At 69.1% G+C, this 15,551-nt stretch carries 13 protein-coding genes; 7 read left to right on the top strand and 6 right to left on the bottom strand.

Going from position 1 to position 15,551, the window contains the following annotated elements:
* Nucleotides 1-189 precede the first annotated feature (189 nt).
* Nucleotides 190-1,155, bottom strand: coding sequence for a L,D-transpeptidase family protein (locus ABZX79_RS12485; protein ID WP_355255065.1), 966 nt, complete (start codon nt 1,153-1,155; stop codon nt 190-192).
* 221 nt (nt 1,156-1,376) lie between these two features.
* On the opposite strand from ABZX79_RS12485, the gene ABZX79_RS12480 reads away from it, so the two are divergent.
* The 3 genes from ABZX79_RS12480 (at nt 1,377) to leuE (ending at nt 4,346) form a co-directional block, all read left to right on the top strand.
* On the top strand, nt 1,377-2,957 hold the full coding sequence (locus ABZX79_RS12480; protein ID WP_355255062.1) for a methylmalonyl-CoA mutase family protein: 1,581 nt from the start codon (nt 1,377-1,379) through the stop codon (nt 2,955-2,957).
* 108 nt (nt 2,958-3,065) lie between these two features.
* Nucleotides 3,066-3,635, top strand: a complete 570-nt coding sequence (locus ABZX79_RS12475; RefSeq protein WP_355255682.1) for a Uma2 family endonuclease — start codon at nt 3,066-3,068, stop codon at nt 3,633-3,635.
* A 54-nt stretch (nt 3,636-3,689) separates the two neighbouring features.
* Nucleotides 3,690-4,346: a leucine efflux protein LeuE gene (gene leuE, locus ABZX79_RS12470; protein WP_355255059.1), complete on the top strand. Its 657-nt coding sequence runs from the start codon at nt 3,690-3,692 to the stop codon at nt 4,344-4,346.
* Here leuE and ABZX79_RS12465 read toward each other — a convergent pair.
* On the bottom strand, nt 4,329-4,718 hold the full coding sequence (locus ABZX79_RS12465) for a nuclear transport factor 2 family protein (protein WP_355255056.1): 390 nt from the start codon (nt 4,716-4,718) through the stop codon (nt 4,329-4,331). The genes leuE and ABZX79_RS12465 overlap by 18 nt on opposite strands.
* 78 nt (nt 4,719-4,796) lie before the next feature.
* Nucleotides 4,797-5,255: a MarR family winged helix-turn-helix transcriptional regulator gene (locus ABZX79_RS12460; RefSeq protein ID WP_355255053.1), complete on the bottom strand. Its 459-nt coding sequence runs from the start codon at nt 5,253-5,255 to the stop codon at nt 4,797-4,799.
* Between the two features lie 114 nt (nt 5,256-5,369).
* Between ABZX79_RS12460 and ABZX79_RS12455 the strand changes: the two genes are divergently transcribed.
* The 3 genes from ABZX79_RS12455 to ABZX79_RS12445 all read left to right on the top strand — a co-directional run bounded on the left by ABZX79_RS12455 (nt 5,370) and on the right by ABZX79_RS12445 (nt 10,439).
* Entirely contained in the window at nt 5,370-6,494 is a 1,125-nt protein-coding gene (locus tag ABZX79_RS12455; RefSeq protein WP_355255050.1) for a phosphotransferase, read from the top strand.
* A gap of 112 nt (nt 6,495-6,606) precedes the next feature.
* Nucleotides 6,607-8,136, top strand: a complete 1,530-nt coding sequence (locus ABZX79_RS12450) for a hypothetical protein (RefSeq protein ID WP_355255047.1) — start codon at nt 6,607-6,609, stop codon at nt 8,134-8,136.
* Entirely contained in the window at nt 8,133-10,439 is a 2,307-nt protein-coding gene (locus ABZX79_RS12445) for a glycosyltransferase (RefSeq protein ID WP_355255044.1), read from the top strand. The genes ABZX79_RS12450 and ABZX79_RS12445 overlap by 4 nt, the downstream gene beginning before the upstream one ends.
* 63 nt (nt 10,440-10,502) lie before the next feature.
* Here ABZX79_RS12445 and ABZX79_RS12440 read toward each other — a convergent pair whose 3' ends face one another.
* Nucleotides 10,503-11,669, bottom strand: a complete 1,167-nt coding sequence (locus ABZX79_RS12440) for an acyltransferase (RefSeq protein ID WP_355255041.1) — start codon at nt 11,667-11,669, stop codon at nt 10,503-10,505.
* A gap of 143 nt (nt 11,670-11,812) precedes the next feature.
* Between ABZX79_RS12440 and ABZX79_RS12435 the strand changes: the two genes are divergently transcribed.
* A complete protein-coding gene (locus ABZX79_RS12435; protein ID WP_355255038.1) occupies nt 11,813-13,009 on the top strand; it encodes an RNA-guided endonuclease TnpB family protein in 1,197 nt (398 codons plus the stop codon).
* Nucleotides 13,010-13,040: 31 nt separating this feature from the next.
* On the opposite strand, the gene ABZX79_RS12430 is transcribed toward ABZX79_RS12435, so the two are convergent.
* Together ABZX79_RS12430 and ABZX79_RS12425 are read right to left on the bottom strand one after the other, a co-directional pair.
* Complete coding sequence (locus tag ABZX79_RS12430; RefSeq protein ID WP_355255035.1) at nt 13,041-14,384, bottom strand: alpha-2,8-polysialyltransferase family protein; 1,344 nt, start codon at nt 14,382-14,384, stop codon at nt 13,041-13,043.
* Nucleotides 14,384-15,379 carry a glycosyltransferase family 2 protein gene (locus ABZX79_RS12425; protein ID WP_355255032.1) on the bottom strand — a complete coding sequence of 332 codons (996 nt, stop codon included), beginning with the start codon at nt 15,377-15,379 and terminating at the stop codon, nt 14,384-14,386. The genes ABZX79_RS12430 and ABZX79_RS12425 overlap by 1 nt, the downstream gene beginning before the upstream one ends.
* Between the last annotated feature and the right edge of the window lie 172 nt (nt 15,380-15,551).

The raw sequence follows: 15,551 nt of genomic DNA, 5'->3' as shown, positions 1-15,551 counted from the left end.
CGCTTTTGTTGCCGCGCTCCCGCAGGTGTGACGTTTTTCGGCCGGGTGACGCAGTAGAGAGTGAGCCGACTGGTCATCGGCAGCGCGACGAGCCGGGGTTCCCCCCGTACCTTCGGCTCCGCGCAACAGGCGCGGGCGGGACACGTTCCCCCGGTCCCGCCCGCGCCACTTCTTCTTCTCCCTCATCCGCTACCAGTAGATGACGACCTTGTCGCCGTTGCGCACCTGCGAGAACAGACTCGCGATCTTCCCCTCGTCCCGGACGTTGACGCAGCCGTGCGACGCACCGCTGTAGCCGCGGGCCGCGAAGTCCGACGAGTAGTGGACAGCCTGCCCGCCGCTGAAGAACAGGGCGTACGGCATGGGGCTGTCGTACAGCGTCGAGACGTGGTGCCGGGACTTCCAGTACACGTTGAACGTCCCCTCGCGGGTGGGCGTGTACTGCGATCCGAAGCGCACATCCATCGCCGAGACGACCCGCCCCTCGACCATCCAGGACAGCGTGCGGCTGGTCTTGCTGATGCACAGAACCCGGCCCCGCATGCAGCGCGGGTCGGGCTTGGTGACCGGGTTGGCGGTCGTCGGGTGCAGCTCGGCGCGCGTCGGCTTCCTGGTCATCCCGAGGAGCTTGTCCCAGGTGACGGTGTCGGTGGCGCCCGTGCGGGGCAGGCCGCGCTTGTTCTGGAACGAGGAGACCGCGGCGGCGGTGACCGAGGCGTAGTGGCCGGTGGGGGTGCGGTTGAAGTGGCCGATCTGGCGGAGCCGGGCCTGGAGTTCGCGTACTTGGGAGCCTTCGGCTCCGCTCGCCATGAGGACCTTCGGCGCCGGTGCCTTGGGCGTGGGCGTGGGCGCGGGCGTGGGCGTGGCCTTGGGCTCGGGCGTTTGCGACTGGGTTTCGGTGGGGGCGGCTGTGCCCGGCGACGCCTTCCCGGAGTTCCCCGAGTTCCCGGATTTGCCGGGTGCCCCTGCCGAGGGCGACGCGATCGCGGCCTCATGCGCGGGAGCGGGAGCCGCCGACTTCGTCACGCTCGCCGCCGCTCCCGCTCCCGCCCCGCTCGCCCGCGCCGTACACCCCGCTGTCACGGCCACCACCGCAACCGCCGTCAATGCCACCGCTCTGCGCACGGCCCTGTTGTTCCGCTGGTTCTCGTCCATCCCCGCCCCCCGGGCATCTCGTATGTCCCTATGGACTGTTTCCCGCTCTGCCCGGTTGCGAAAGCCCCCGCATCATGGGAACAGCGACGAACGGCGACGAACAGCGACGTTGTGAGCAAGGTCCCAGCCTGCGGCTCTCCACCCGCCGCACGCTCGCCGCTACAGTCCGTCGCGAGGGTCGGTTCATTACCAGCCAGTACGTTCAGCGGGAGGCACAGCAGATGGCGCGCGAGTCGGAGTCGGGACTGCCTATTGAGCCGGTGTACGGGCCGGACGCCCTGGAGGGCTGGGACGCCCGGGAGAAGCTGGGCGAGCCCGGCAAGTACCCCTTCACGCGCGGCGTGTACCCGTCGATGTACACGGGCCGGCCATGGACGATGCGCCAGTACGCCGGTTTCGGTACCGCGACCGAGTCCAACGCCCGCTACAAGCAGCTGATCGCCAACGGCACGATGGGCCTGTCGGTCGCCTTCGACCTGCCGACCCAGATGGGCCACGACAGCGACGCGGCGATCGCGAGCGGCGAGGTCGGCAAGGTCGGCGTCGCGATCGACTCGATCGACGACATGCGCGTCCTGTTCGGCGGCATCCCGCTGGACAAGGTCTCGACGTCGATGACGATCAACGCGCCCGCTGCTCTCCTCCTCCTCATGTACCAGCTGGTGGGCGAGGAGCAGGGCGTACCGGCCGACAAGCTCACCGGCACCATCCAGAACGACGTGCTGAAGGAGTACATCGCGCGCGGGACGTACATCTTCCCGCCCAAGCCGTCGCTGCGCCTGATCGCGGACATCTTCAAGTACTGCAAGACCGAGATCCCGAAGTGGAATACGATCTCGATCTCCGGCTACCACATGGCCGAGGCCGGTGCCTCGCCCGCGCAGGAGATCGCGTTCACGCTCGCGGACGGCATCGAGTACGTCCGCACCGCCGTTGCCGCTGGCATGGACGTCGACGACTTCGCGCCGCGCCTGTCCTTCTTCTTCGTCTCGCGTACGACGATCCTCGAAGAGGTCGCCAAGTTCCGTGCCGCGCGCCGGATCTGGGCGAAGGTCATGCGCGACGAGTTCGGCGCGAAGAACCCGAAGTCCCTGATGCTGCGCTTCCACACGCAGACGGCGGGCGTGCAGCTCACGGCGCAGCAGCCGGAGGTCAACCTGGTGCGCGTCGCCGTCCAGGGCCTGGCGGCCGTCCTCGGCGGCACGCAGTCCCTGCACACCAACTCCTTCGACGAGGCGATCGCGCTCCCGACCGACAAGAGCGCCCGGCTCGCGCTGCGCACGCAGCAGGTCCTCGCGTACGAGACGGACGTGACGGCCACCGTCGACCCGTTCGCGGGCTCGTACGTCGTCGAGAAGATGACCGACGAGGTCGAGGCCGCCGCCATCGAGCTGATGGAGAAGGTCGAGGACATGGGCGGCGCGGTCAACGCGATCGAGCGCGGCTTCCAGAAGAACGAGATCGAGCGCAGCGCCTACCGCATCGCGCTGGAGACGGACAGCGGCGAGCGCGTCGTGGTCGGCGTGAACCGTTTCCAGCTGGAGACGGAGGAGCCGTACGAGCCGCTGCGCGTCGACCCCGCGATCGAGGCCCAGCAGGCGGAGCGGCTGTCCAAGCTGCGGGCCGAGCGCGACCAGGCGGCGGTGGACGCGGCGCTGGTGGAGCTGAAGAAGGCGGCGGAGGGCACCGACAACGTCCTGTACCCGATGAAGGACGCGCTGCGGGCGCGGGCGACGGTGGGGGAGGTCTGCAACGCGCTGCGGGAGGTGTGGGGGACGTACGTGCCGACGAACGCGTTCTGAGAACGCGTTCTGAGCGCGTACCCCGAATGAGTGATCCCGAGCGGACTGTCGGTGGTGGCGGATACGCTCGTGAAGAGTGATCCCGACAAGGAGGATGCCGTGGCTGTCATGCAACACGAGCTGACGTTGGGCGAAGCCGCCGACCTGCTCTCCCGTGCACTGCCTGGGCACCGCGTGGAGATTCTCCAGGGGAGGCTCATCGTGACACCACCGCCGGACGGCTCGCATGCACTGTCGTTGACCTGGCTGGTCGTGGCGTTCGACCGTGCCGGGGCGAGGCAGGCTGGGCTCAGGTACGTCCAGGGCATCGGCCTGTGGCTGCCCGGCCTGCCCGACGACTACGCGATCCCCGACTTCTCCGTGGTCGACGAGGACTTCCGGGACGCTCATGTGCAGAAGAACTGCTACGCCCCGAACGTCTTCCGCCTGGTGGTGGAGGTGACCTCCTCGAACTGGGCCGACGACCTCGGGACCAAGGTCGAGAGCTACGCCGAGGCCGGGGTCCCGGTCTACATCGTGGTCGACCGCAAGCACGGTGAAGTGCTGCTCTACAGCGATCCGGCGGACGGCAAGTATCCGCCGCCGCAGCGGTACGAGCGGGGGGCCTCGGTGCCCGTCCCCGCCTCCGTCGGCGTCACCCTCGAACTGCCCGTGGACACCCTCCTCGACGGCGACTGACCGCACTCCGAAATGCTTCGGCCGAGTGTCGTACCCCTGTGCGACACTCGGCCCATGCTGGGTGTCACCGATCTGCCGACCTACCTCGTCGGGCTCGTCCTGATCATTCTTCTGCCGGGTCCGAATTCCCTCTACGTCCTGTCCGTCGCGGCGCGGCGCGGCATACGCACCGGCTATACGGCGGCCGCGGGCGTGTGGTGCGGCGACGCGGTCCTGATGGTGCTGTCAGCGGCCGGTGTGGCCTCGCTGCTTCAGGGGAACGCGCTGCTCTTCGGCATCGTGAAGTACGCGGGCGCCGGCTACCTGACGTATCTGGCGATCGGGATGATGCGCGCGGCCTGGTCGATGTGGCGCAGCCGCAACGAGCGCACGGACGCCGGGACCGCGGATGCCGACGCGGCTCCGGCCGGCGAGCGCCCGTTCCGCCGGGCGCTCGTGATCAGCCTGCTCAACCCGAAGGCGATCCTCTTCTTCATCTCCTTCTTCGTTCAGTTCGTCGACCCGGCGTACGCCCACCCCGCCCTCTCCTTCGTCCTGCTGGGCACCCTCGCCCAGGTCGCGAGCGTGCTCTACCTCTCGGCCCTGATCTTCGGCGGCACCCACCTGGCCGCCACCTTCCGCCGCCGCAAGCGGCTGTCGGCGGGCGCGACGTCGGCGGCGGGGGCCCTGTTCCTGGGCTTCGCGGCGAAGCTGTCATTCAGCAGCGTCTGAGGCGGCTGCGGTTGCCCCACCGTCCCCGGCCGAGGTATCGGCGAACGAGTGGTGCTCGTGTGCGACGACCCATCGCCCCTGCTCCTTGCGCAGCCCGACCGTAAGCCGCAGGCGGCCTTCCGGATGCTCGGCGAGCTCCTTCTGGGTTCCGCAGCGCAGCAGGGCGTGTGCATAGGCGACGTCCCCGCCGACGGTGACGTCCAGGGACACGATCTCGAACGCCGCGCCTTGCGCCTGCCACTCGAAGAACGGCGGCCACGTCTCGCGGTACGCGTCGATACCGCGCACGCCGTCGTGGGGCGGCGGCACATCGAACATCACGATGTCGTGGGTGTGGTTCGCGAGGGCACCGCTGAGATCGCCACGGTGCACCGTCCCGCGCGCCGCGCCGAATCCTGCTTACTCCGCGAGAGCGGGCGTCGCGAGCGGAGAGGCCGGCGAACCGGCGCCTCACTCGTGCCAGGCCTGGCCGCCGGTGTTGTGGATCATGCGCTGGAGGACCTTGAGCGTACGCACGTACTCCTCGTCCGTGATGTCGGCGTGGATCTCCGCGCGCAGGGTCTGCTGGTGTGTGGCGGTGGTCTTCTGGAGCGCCCGGCCCTCGTCGGTGATCCGAAGACGCTTGTCGTCGTCGTCCTGGACGATGAGGTTCCTGGCGGTGAGGGCGTCGATTTCGCCTTCCAGGGTGGCGCCCACGTCCAGGTAGCCCTCAAGAACGGCCTCCACGTCCGTCCGGGGCCTGCCTTCCGGGTGGTCGACGAGCTGGCTCAGGATCCACCACTGGGGCTGGCTGAGGCCGAGCTCCGCGAGGGCGGTGCGGATGTGGGTGACGACCGACCTGTGGGCGGCCCAGCTCCAGTAACCGATCGGCTGGCGCGCGAGTCCTGCGTCGTCGTGCGAGTACTCCATGGCTCTGTCCTCACCTCGTTGCAGTGCGGTGTTTCCGCTGATGAGACCGACCGTAGGACCTCAAGTGCACTTGACGTCAACGGTGTTGAGACCTGAACCCCTACGCTGGGCGTCATGTCGATCCAGGTGCCGATGAGTGACGCGTTACGTTCGGTCGTGGGCGCACCGTCCCGGGCCACGCTGCTGGAGAGCAGCCCGCGTTCCCGGGTGTGGCGGGTGGAGCTGCGCGGGGGCGACCGGGTAATCGTCAAGCAAGCAGCCGACGGGGGAGGGGCCGGGGCCAAGGCCGACGGGGACGCGCGGTACGCCCGTGAGGTCGCCGCACTGCGCCTCGCCGCCCGAGCCGCCGGAGCCGCCGGAGCCGCCGGAGCCGCCGGAGCCGCCGGAGCCGCCGGAGCCGCCCGAGCCGGCCGACCGGCCGTCGCCCCCGCGCTGCTCGCCACGGACCCGGCGGCCCGGGTGATGGTCCTGGAGTACCTCGACGACCTCGGGGCCGTCGACGACTGGATGCCGGCGTACGCCGAGTCGCTGGCCCGCCTGCACGCGCTGACCGGTCCGGCCGACACCGGCACGCTCCCCGCCTGGTCGGGGCCGACCGCCGCCGACGCCGAGTCCTTCCTCGCCCTGGCGAAGGCACTCGACGTAACCGTCCCGCCAGGACTCCCGAACGAACTCGCGGACCTGATCGACCGCCTGGACCCGACCCCGCACCACGCCCTCCTCCACGGAGACCCCTGCCCCGGCAACGACCTGCGCACCGCCGACGGCCTGCGCTTCATCGACTTCGAGCAGGCATCACTGGGCAACGGCCTCGTCGAACTGGCGTACTTCCGCATCGGCTTCCCGACCTGCTGGTGCGCCATGTCGGTGACCGGCACCCCGCTCACGGAGGTCGAGGACATCTACCGGTCCACCTGGCGCGGTCTCACCGGCACGGACGTCCCCGGCGACCTCGCCGACGCCTGCGCGGGCTGGCTGATCCGCGGCGACGCCCTCGTCCAGCGCGCCGAACGCGAGTCCACCGACCACCTGGCCCGCATCCCCGCCGAGGACTTCGCCTGGGGCTACGTCTCCGCCCGCGAACGCCTGCTCCACCGCCTGAACACGGTCGCCGCCCTGACCCGCACCCACGACCACCTGCACCTGCTCGGCCGCCTGAGCGACACCCTGGCCACCCGCCTCCTGCACCGCTGGCCGACCTTGCACCCACTGCCCACGCACGGCGAGCGGCCCTGGTAGGGGCCTGGCGTTTTCCGGGGCGACGAGGGGAGTTCATCCTGGGGTCGTGCTGGGTTCCTAAGGTGACGCGGACCCGCCACCTGTCAGCGGGGCGGAAAGACCTTGGAGCATCATGACGAAGGCCCGCAACCGATGGCCGAGACCGCGCGACGGGGAGAACCCCACCGGCGCGCCGGACCGCCAGTCACCTCATGAGTCATCTGTTGGGATCAAGCCGACCGGGCTCGACGAGTGCCTGCGCGCGTGCGCCGTGCACAGCGGCAAGCTTGTCGCCGGGCTGGATCGCCGGCGTACCGAACTTGCCGAGAAGTTGCGGCAGTTGCTCGCTGTGCAGGCCATGGCGCAGGAGCCGGCGCTCGTCCCCGCCGCCTCCGGTGCCACCGCGCTGATCCGGCGTGCCGCCAAAGGCGCGGGTGGTCCCGCCGATGTGTTGGGCAGTGAGCTGCTCGACGCGCTGCTCGCTGTGGGCAGTAAGGCTCTGGAGTGCGGGTACGACGACGAGCTGAGGCTGGCCCTGCTCGTCAGCGACACCGTGCTGACCCGGCGGGCCAAATCGCGGGCCGGCTGGCGGCTGCGCGCCCGGACGCTGGACGCCATCGGGGACGAGGCCGCCGCTGTCGAGGCGTACGAGCGTTATCTGGCGCTCACCGACGACGACGGGTTCGGCATCGCGCCGAAAATCGCCGGCATGCGGGCCGGCGGGCGGCAGCAGGACGAGCTGCTGCGGCTGCTGGAGCGCGAGTGCCCCGGGGCGAGGGAGCACTCCACCGGGCCCGCCACCGATGTCTGGGCCGAAGGTCTCGCGCTGCACGCGCGTGGGGAGTGGGCGCGGGGCGAGGCGCGGCTCGTCGGTGCGCTGCTTGCCATGGAGCGGAGCGGGAGTCCTGTCCAGGATCTCCAGGAGGCTGTCGGTCAGTATCTTGATCTGCGGATCGGGGCCAATGGGGGCCAAGCGGCAGGGCTGCCCGAGGTCATCACGCTCTACGCCGAGCAGCGTAGGAATCGCATGCGAGGGCCCGTCGCCGACCCGACCTTCGGAGGGGTGGAGTGGATCACCCTGGGGGAGTTCCGGAATCAGATCGCCGGCAAGTCCATCTGCCTCATAGCCAATTCTCAGCGGGTGGGACGCAGCTCGCTGGGGAGTGAGATCGACGCTTACGACCTCGTCGTCCGCTTCAACTCGTACAAGCTCGACGCGGCGGCGACCGGCAGCCGCACCGACATCCACGCCACCATCCACAAGCACGGCTTCAACTGGGAGCAGCCGGTCACGACGCGGCTCGTCTTCGGTGGCGTCTCCGGCGACTGGAAGCACTCGCTGCGCAACCGGCTCGTACCCGGAGCCCAGAAGTACCTCGGCGACGAGTCGCTGCGCTGGCCGCTGCGCAATGTCGGCAAGGTGGGGTCGGATGTGTGGTCCTCCATCCCCACCAGCGGTTTCAACATGCTGTGGCTGCTGGATTTCCTCGACGTCAGCCCGACGCTCGATCTCATCGGCTTCGACTTCTACGAGAGCGGTGCCTACCGCCTTCACGAGGCGATGCGGATGCCCATCACCTCCGTGCACGAATACACCAGCGAAAAGGCGTGGGTCATGGAACGCGCCCAGAGCGTCAGTGACATGAGGATCTCCCTGCGATGACATCCACCACCCATGCCCTTACCGGCAAACGCCGCATCGCCTTCGCCGCCTTCGTCGACGAGAACTACCTGCCCGGGTTCCTTGTGCTGCTGCGCAGCCTCGCCCTGTCTAATCCCGCGCTGTGCGAGGACTTCATCGTCCTGCACGACGATCTGAAGCCTTCCTCCGTCGCCCGGATACGGGCCCTGCACCCGCGCATCGAGCTGCGCCGCGTCGATGCGGCGCGCTACGACTCGTACGCCAAGGGCGACCAGGACAACTATCTGGTCCGCAAGGCCTACTTCATCCTCGACGTCTTCCGCATTCGCGACTACGACACCGTGATCACCCTGGACACTGACATGGTGGTGCTGGGCGATTTGGGGGAACTGCTGAAGCTGCGCGAAGGGCTGGCCGCCGTACCGCAGTTCTTCTACGGGCAGCACAAGCTCAACAGCGGGCTGCTGGTGATTCAGCGCGAGTACCTGAGTGATGAATTCTGCGCTCGCATCGACGAGATCGGTCGCAGCGGGGACTACGAGCTCGACAAGCACGACCAGGGCATCCTCAACGCCGTGCTCGACGGGGACTTCGTCCAGCTCGACGCCCGCTACAACTTCGTCAAGCGGCGGCTGTCCGGCGACCTGCCCGTACCGGACGACACCGCGATCCTCCACTTCACCGGGCGCCACAAGCCCTGGCAGGGCGGCGAGGCGGGGTACGGGAAGGCCGAGGACCGCTGGCGTGAGTTCGAGCTGTCCGACGCGCAGTTCCACGCCGCCTACCTGGCGCTGGGCAAGGGCATGCACCACGACCTGCTCGTCCACTTCGGCACCCCGCACGTCGAGCGCACCGGCGATGTCGAAAGCACCCGCAAGGTCGCCGCCGCCCACATCGCGGCGGGCGAGTACCAGGAAGCGGTGGATCTGCTCGGGCGCGTACGCATCCCGCTCGACTCGGCCTGGCCGCACGAGGTGCTGGGCCACGCGCTGATGAGCGTGTCGCGTTACGACGAAGCCCGGGCGCAGCTGCTGCTGGCCACCGCCGCCCCGAACCGGGCCGCCACCGCCTTCGGCCGGCTGGCGCAGATCGCCTGGATCCACGGCGACGACGAGGCGGCGCAGCAGCACGCGCTCGACGGGCTGCGGGTCGATCCGACGCACCGGGCCAACCGGCTCATGCAGCGACGTACCAAGAATCCGCGAACCGCCGAAGCCGGCGTGCCCGGCGAGCAGTTGGCGCACGTCGCCTTCTACATGGAGCAGCAGGGCAACGCCGGGGACAAGCTGCTGCCCGAGAGCGTGCGGCTCGCCTTCGACACGGGCGGCGACACCGGGCCGCGCACCTGGCACTCCGTCCACGCCCACCGCCTCTTCGACGAGGCCGCCCTGGAGCGCGTCAACGCCCGGCGCGGCCTGGTCATCGGCGGCGGCGGGCTGTTCATCCCCGACACCGCGCCCAACGGCAACAGCGCCTGGCAGTGGAACGTCCCCGACGCGCTCCTGAACCGCATCGACGTACCCGTCATGGTGTACGCCGTCGGCTTCAACGCCTTTGACGGCCAGTCCTACCGCGCCGGCCGCTTCAACACCGCCCTGCGCACCCTCGTCGAGCGCGCCTCCTTCTTCGGCCTCCGCAACCACGGATCGATCGAGAAGGTACGCGCGCTCCTCCCCGCCGAGCTGCACGACAAGGTACGTTTCCAGCCCTGCCCGACCACCGTCACCCGGCAGCTCGTCGACGGCTGGACCGACCCCCTCCACCGCGAGAACACGGTCCTCGTCAACGCGGCGTACGACAGGGCAGGGCTGCGCTTCGGCCACGACTACGGCCACTTCCTCGCCGAGATGGCGAAGGCGGTACGGGCGCTCGGCGCCCACGCCGAGGTGAAGTGCGTGGCGCACTCGCTCGACGACGAGAAGATCGCCTTCGACCTGCGGCGTGAGCACGGCGTCTCGCTGCCGGTCATCCCGATGTACGACTTCGACAACGACGCGATCCGGGACACGTACGCGCGCACGAAGCTGGTCATCGGGATGCGCGGGCACGCCGGGATGATCCCGTTCGGCTGCGGTACGCCGATCATCAGCCTCATCTCGCACCCGAAGATGGCGTACTTCCTGTCCGACATCGACCGGCCCGAGTGGGGCATCTCCGTACACGACAAGAACCTCGGCGCGGTGCTCACCGAGCGCGCGCTGGGCCTGCTCGACGACCATGCGGCAGCCGTGGCCGACGTGCACGGCCGACAGCAGGAGCTGTGGAAGGTGACCGAGGCGAACGCCGCCGATCTGAGGGTGATCCTGGGGCGCCCGGCTCGCTGATGGACAGCAGGAGGGTGCGGCACCCCGTGCACGGGGTGCCCCACCCTTCTCCTGCTTTCCCCTCTAGCGCCTGGCGGCGAGCGATCTGCGCAGCAGCGGCGTGAGCGGCTTCTCGACGCAACGGTTCAGCAGCCGGGCCAGCAGCAGCATCCCGGCGATCGTCAGCCCGAAGGTCGCGTACGAGGGCAGGCCCAGGCGCTGGTGCAGTACGTCGACCGCGACCCAGCCCAGGTGCTCGTGCACGAGATAGAACGGATACGTCAAGGCGCCGGCCACCGTCAGCCAGCGCCAGTTCGCCCAGCGGAAGTACCCCAGCGCTATCGCGCCGACGAGTACGAAGCCGGCCGTGACCACCGCGATGATCAGCGACGCCGACCGGTACGAGAAGAAGTGCGGGCTGTCCGTGTGCCACAGCTGCGCCACCGCGTAGTGCTGGCCGAGCAGCCAGCTCAGCGCGACGATGCCCCAGGCGGTGGCGTCCCGGCGGTCGCGATGCAGCAGATAGAGGCCTACGCCGCCGATGAAGAAGGGCGCGTACTCGGGCATCAGGACGACGTCGAGCAGCGGCTCGTTCGCGGCGTCCGCGAGGACGGCGGCCAGGGTCCACACCACGCAGAAGAGCACGACGCGGTGTCTGTTGGCGCCGGGGAGCACGACGAACAGAGCGAACAACGCGTAGAAGCGCAGCTCGGCCCAGAGCGTCCAGCACACGCCGAGCACCCTGTCCGCGCCGACCGGCTGCTGCAGCATGCTGAGGTTGACCAGCGCATCGCTGGGCGAGACCGCCTCGTACGCGACCCAGGGCAGCGCGAAGACCGCCGTGACCAGCAGTATGGCCGCCCAGTAGGCGGGGAAGAGCCGCGAGACGCGGGAGGCGAAGAAGGAGCGCAGCGGCCGGCCCCAGCCGCTCATGCAGATCACGAAGCCGCTGATGACGAAGAAGATCTGCACCCCGAGGGAGCCGTAGGCGAACCACTCGTGGGCAGTGGGGAACTGGACCTTGGGCGAGGAGCCCCAGGCCGTGGTGATGTCACCGTCCCGGCCGCCGTAGTGGTACGCGGCGACCATCAGGGCGGCGGCCAGCCGCAGTCCGTCCAGCGCGCCCAGCCGCGCGGGGCGCGTCGGCTTGGCATGGTGCCCCGGCTTGGTGTCGTGCGTCGTCGGCTTGGTGTCGCGCGCACCGTCCGGCATGCGCGGTGGCCCGGCCAGCACGGCCTCGGCAGTGCTCATCCCAAAATCCTTGCGTGGATACCCCGTGCTTCGTCTCGGGGAGGAAGCGCATCCTTGGCCGGGAGCCGCGAAGCGGCGGAGCTTGGGTGCGTATCCGTTCTGGCTGTCCGTGTCTTATTAACGGGTCTGGTGGTTAGTGAGATGTGAAGACCGAGTTGGTGAAGCGGGCGTTCAAGTTCCGCTTTCACCCCACGAACGAGCAGGCGGCGGAGCTGTCGCGTACGTTCGGGTGTGTCCGCAAGGTCTACAACCTGGCGCTGGAAGCCCGCACGGTGGCGTGGTTCCAGCGTCAGGAGCGGGTGAACTACAACGCCACCTCGGCGATGCTGACGCAGTGGAAGAAGAACGAAGAGCTGGCCTTTCTCTGCGAGGTGTCGTCGGTGCCGTTGCAGCAGACGCTGCGGCATCTGCAAGGCGCGTTCTCGAACTTCTTCGAGGGCCGGGCGAAGTACCCCCGGTTCAAGTCGAAGAAGAAAACCCGCCGCAGTGCGGAGTACACCAAGTCGGCGTTCAAGTACAGCGACGGTGCGCTCACGCTCGCCAAGATGAAGAACCCTCTCGCGATCGTGTGGTCCCGCCCTCTGCCCGAGGGAGCGGAGCCGTCCACGGTGACCGTGTCCCAGGACAGTGCGGGCCGCTGGTTCGTGTCCATGCTCTGCGAGGACGCGTCCGTCAAGCCCCTGCCCACCCTGGACACGGCGGTCGGGATCGACGCCGGAATCACCAGTCTGGTGACGCTGTCCACCGGGGAGAAGGTGACCAACCCGCGGCATGAACGCCGGGACCGTGCACGCCTGGCCAAGGCCCAGCGGGCCGTGGCGAAGAAGGAGAAGGGCTCCCGCAACCGGGACAAGGCCCGCATCAAGGCCGCCAAGATCCACGCCCGGATCGCCGACCGGCGCCGGGACTTCCTGCACCAGCTGACCACTCGGCTCGTTCGTGAGAACCAAACGATCGTGATCGAGGACCTGACCGTCCGCAACATGGTCAAGAACAAATGTCTGGCCCGCGCCATTTCGGACGCGGCCTGGACCGACATGCGCTCCATGCTGGAATACAAGTGCACCTGGTACGGAAGGAACCTGGTCACCATCGACCGCTGGTTCCCCTCCACCAAGCTCTGCTCCGCATGCGGCACCATCCGAGAGAACCTGCCGCTGAACGTCCGTGAATGGACGTGCGATTGCGGCACGACGCATGACCGCGACGTGAACGCGGCATGCAACATTCTGGCCGCCGGGCTGGCGGTGACAGCCTGTGGAGCGGGTGTAAGACCTCAACGGGAGTCCTCCCGGACGGGGCAACTTGCTGCGAAGCAGGAAACCCTCACTGCGAAGTGAGGAATCCCCCTCGTTCACGAGGGGGAGGATGTCAACCCAGTGCGGCCCGCTTGAGCGCCGCCCGTTTCAAGGACCGCGCCCTGCGCACCACCCGCCGCAGCCCCGCACTGCGCGGGATGAACGCGAACTGCTTCGGGATCGCGCCCGGCAGCGCGAGCGTCGTCAGGCGGCGGCGCTTGAAGTAGCGCCAGGTGTGGCCGTCCAGGTGCCGGGAGAGGAAGCGCTCGGCCGCCGGCCGCAGGTCGGGCCGGATCTGCGGCTGCATCGCGAAGCCGACCGCCTGGAGGAGGCCCGCCAGGTACGCCAGGTCGGCCGGAGCGGGCTGCGGGGTGCCTTCCGCCAGGTCGGGAACCAGCGCGTCGACGATCGTGACGGGCACGCGGTTGCTGTTCTGGTACGGCGAGAGGCGTTCCAGCAGTACGTCCGTGCCCGTGCGGGCCACCGGGATCTCGTAGAACGTGCTCGCCGTCAGCAGCGCCGTCGAGAAGCACCCGACCACCAGCGCCGGCCGGAACCGCTGGTACAGCACCTCGGCCAGCACCGGGCTGTCCAGGACGGTCAGTTCGACCCCCAGCGTCTGCGCCTCCCGCTCCAGCACGCGTGACCAGCGGGCCGGCGCCGTGGGGTGCGGCTTGAAGACGATCTGCCGGTGGCCCCGCTCGACCGCCCCGCGCAACATCGTGACGTGGAGGTTCTCCTCCTCCTCGGCGGTGAGGATCGACAGCGCGGACAGGTACTGGCCGAGGAGAAGAGCCGAGTCGGCGGGTACCGCCAACGCCTCCTCCCCGTCGGACAGTTCCGTGAGGACCTTCAGGAACGCCTCCGTCGGTACGAGCTCCGGCGGTACGCCGAATTCCCCCAGCAGCAGCGGCCTGAGGCCCGGCACCAGGTCCAGGTGGAGGAGGCGGCGTACACGCGTGCCGACCAGCGGGTCGATCTTGTTGCGGGTCGGGCCGTAGCTCATCAGCCCGTCGGCGTACACCTCGATCGGCGCGTCCGTGAACAGCTGGGCGAGCGCCAGCGCCGGGTTGACCTGGATGGACTCGACAAACAGCTCCACCGGGTCGTCGCCGAGCCCCCACAGCAGCCGCAGGTGCCGTTCCCACAGCGGGATGTCGTCCGCGCGCGGCGACCAGGCGCCGGGGTGGAAGGGGGCGATGGTCTCGTTCCAGGACAGCACGCGGTCGAAGCGGCCGCGCAGCCGCTCGAAGCCCGGCATCTCGTCGAGGGCGGGCGTCGTCTCGGGTGTCGTGGTGTTGTTGCTGACGAGGAGCAGCCGCCGGCCGGCCGGCGAGAAGCAGTCGCTGTCGATCGCGGCGGCGAGCGTCGCGGCGCCGTACAGCGTGGAGGCGAAGAAGATCTGCGTGGTGGCCATCAGGCAGCGACCTCCGGCGCGGCGGTCGTGCCGGGGGCCACGGGCCGGCGGCGCAGCCGGCGCAGCCGCCCCGAACGCTCCATGTCCATCGAATCCAGCGCGTCCTTGAGGAAATCCTGCGGCATCCGCTTGAGGGCCGCCGTACTCATCGTCCGCAATTTCCGTGCCACGGCCGGTTCGAACCTTTCGATACTTCCCAAGTGGTGGGAAATGATGGCGCAGTACGTACGCACCGCTTTCGGCAGAAGGCGGTCCGCGTCGGGGTCCTTCGCCGTTTCCTCGATGACCTGATCGAAGGCCCGGATGAAATCAAGCTGGCGTACGTCGCCGATCTGCGTCAGCGAGGAAGCGACGCCCCGCCGGTAGAAGACCCCCAGCGTGCCGAGCGCCGCGAAGCTCTCGGCCTCCCGGTGCAGCCGCCAGATCCACGGCCGGTCCTCCGCCGTGCGCAGGCCGTCGGTGAAGTGCAGCAGCCCCCGGTCGGCGAGCCTGCGGTGGTACATGCCGGCCCAGGCGAACGCGTAGTCGACGGAGGTGGAGCGGGTGGCGGGCAGGATCGCCTCGCGCGGTGACATGACGACGCCGCGCTTGCCGTGCGGGACGCGGTGGACCGTACGCGTACGTCCGGTGCACTGCACATGGTCCGTACGGACGAAGTCGCAGCCCAGCTCCTCCATGGTGGCCAGGAGGCGCGCGTAGTGGCCGGGGGCCAGCCAGTCGTCGCCGTCCAGGAAGGTCAGGTACTCGCCGCGCGCGGCGTCGAGGCCGGTGTTGCGGGCGGTGGCCAGGCCGCCGTTGGTCTCGTGTCTGACCAGGACCGCCCCCGGGAGGTCACGCTCGGCGCGCTGGAGGATCTCCGGCGTTCCGTCGGTCGAACAGTCGTCGACGAGGATGAATTCGAAGTCCTCGCGGGCGTTCGCGCGGAGGCTTCGAAGGGTGTCTGGGGCGTATGTCTGCACGTTGAAGAACGGCACGACGACAGAGAGCTTGACCACCTGCGTGACGCTAGGGCGCAGCGCGGCATTCGTTGCGACCGCCGGAGAGATGGCGGGTGAACGAAGAATGGCGGAATGGTTAACCCGTCTGCTTTCCGGGCTCCGACGCCGATCGTCGATGTGCTGTTAACCGTTTGTTGCGGCTGAGTTGGGCCGTCAATCGGAATGCCTC

It is taken from the genome of Streptomyces sp. NPDC002994 (assembly GCF_040611155.1).
GTDB lineage: Bacteria > Actinomycetota > Actinomycetes > Streptomycetales > Streptomycetaceae > Streptomyces.
The sequence above is the reverse complement of the archived record's forward strand: the minus strand, read 5'-3'. Positions and strand labels throughout refer to the sequence as shown.

Bases quoted from the DNA above. Each gene is read 5' to 3' on its own strand.
- ABZX79_RS12460 (WP_355255053.1), bottom strand. From the start codon at position 5,255: ATGGAGTACTCGCACGACGACGCAGGACTCGCGCGCCAGCCGATCGGT.
- leuE (WP_355255059.1), top strand. From the start codon at position 3,690: ATGCTGGGTGTCACCGATCTGCCGACCTACCTCGTCGGGCTCGTCCTG.
- ABZX79_RS12440 (WP_355255041.1), bottom strand. From the start codon at position 11,669: ATGAGCACTGCCGAGGCCGTGCTGGCCGGGCCACCGCGCATGCCGGAC.
- ABZX79_RS12430 (WP_355255035.1), bottom strand. From the start codon at position 14,384: ATGGCCACCACGCAGATCTTCTTCGCCTCCACGCTGTACGGCGCCGCG.
- ABZX79_RS12475 (WP_355255682.1), top strand. From the start codon at position 3,066: ATGCAACACGAGCTGACGTTGGGCGAAGCCGCCGACCTGCTCTCCCGT.
- ABZX79_RS12450 (WP_355255047.1), top strand. From the start codon at position 6,607: ATGACGAAGGCCCGCAACCGATGGCCGAGACCGCGCGACGGGGAGAAC.
- ABZX79_RS12455 (WP_355255050.1), top strand. From the start codon at position 5,370: ATGTCGATCCAGGTGCCGATGAGTGACGCGTTACGTTCGGTCGTGGGC.
- ABZX79_RS12445 (WP_355255044.1), top strand. From the start codon at position 8,133: ATGACATCCACCACCCATGCCCTTACCGGCAAACGCCGCATCGCCTTC.
- ABZX79_RS12480 (WP_355255062.1), top strand. From the start codon at position 1,377: ATGGCGCGCGAGTCGGAGTCGGGACTGCCTATTGAGCCGGTGTACGGG.
- ABZX79_RS12485 (WP_355255065.1), bottom strand. From the start codon at position 1,155: ATGGACGAGAACCAGCGGAACAACAGGGCCGTGCGCAGAGCGGTGGCA.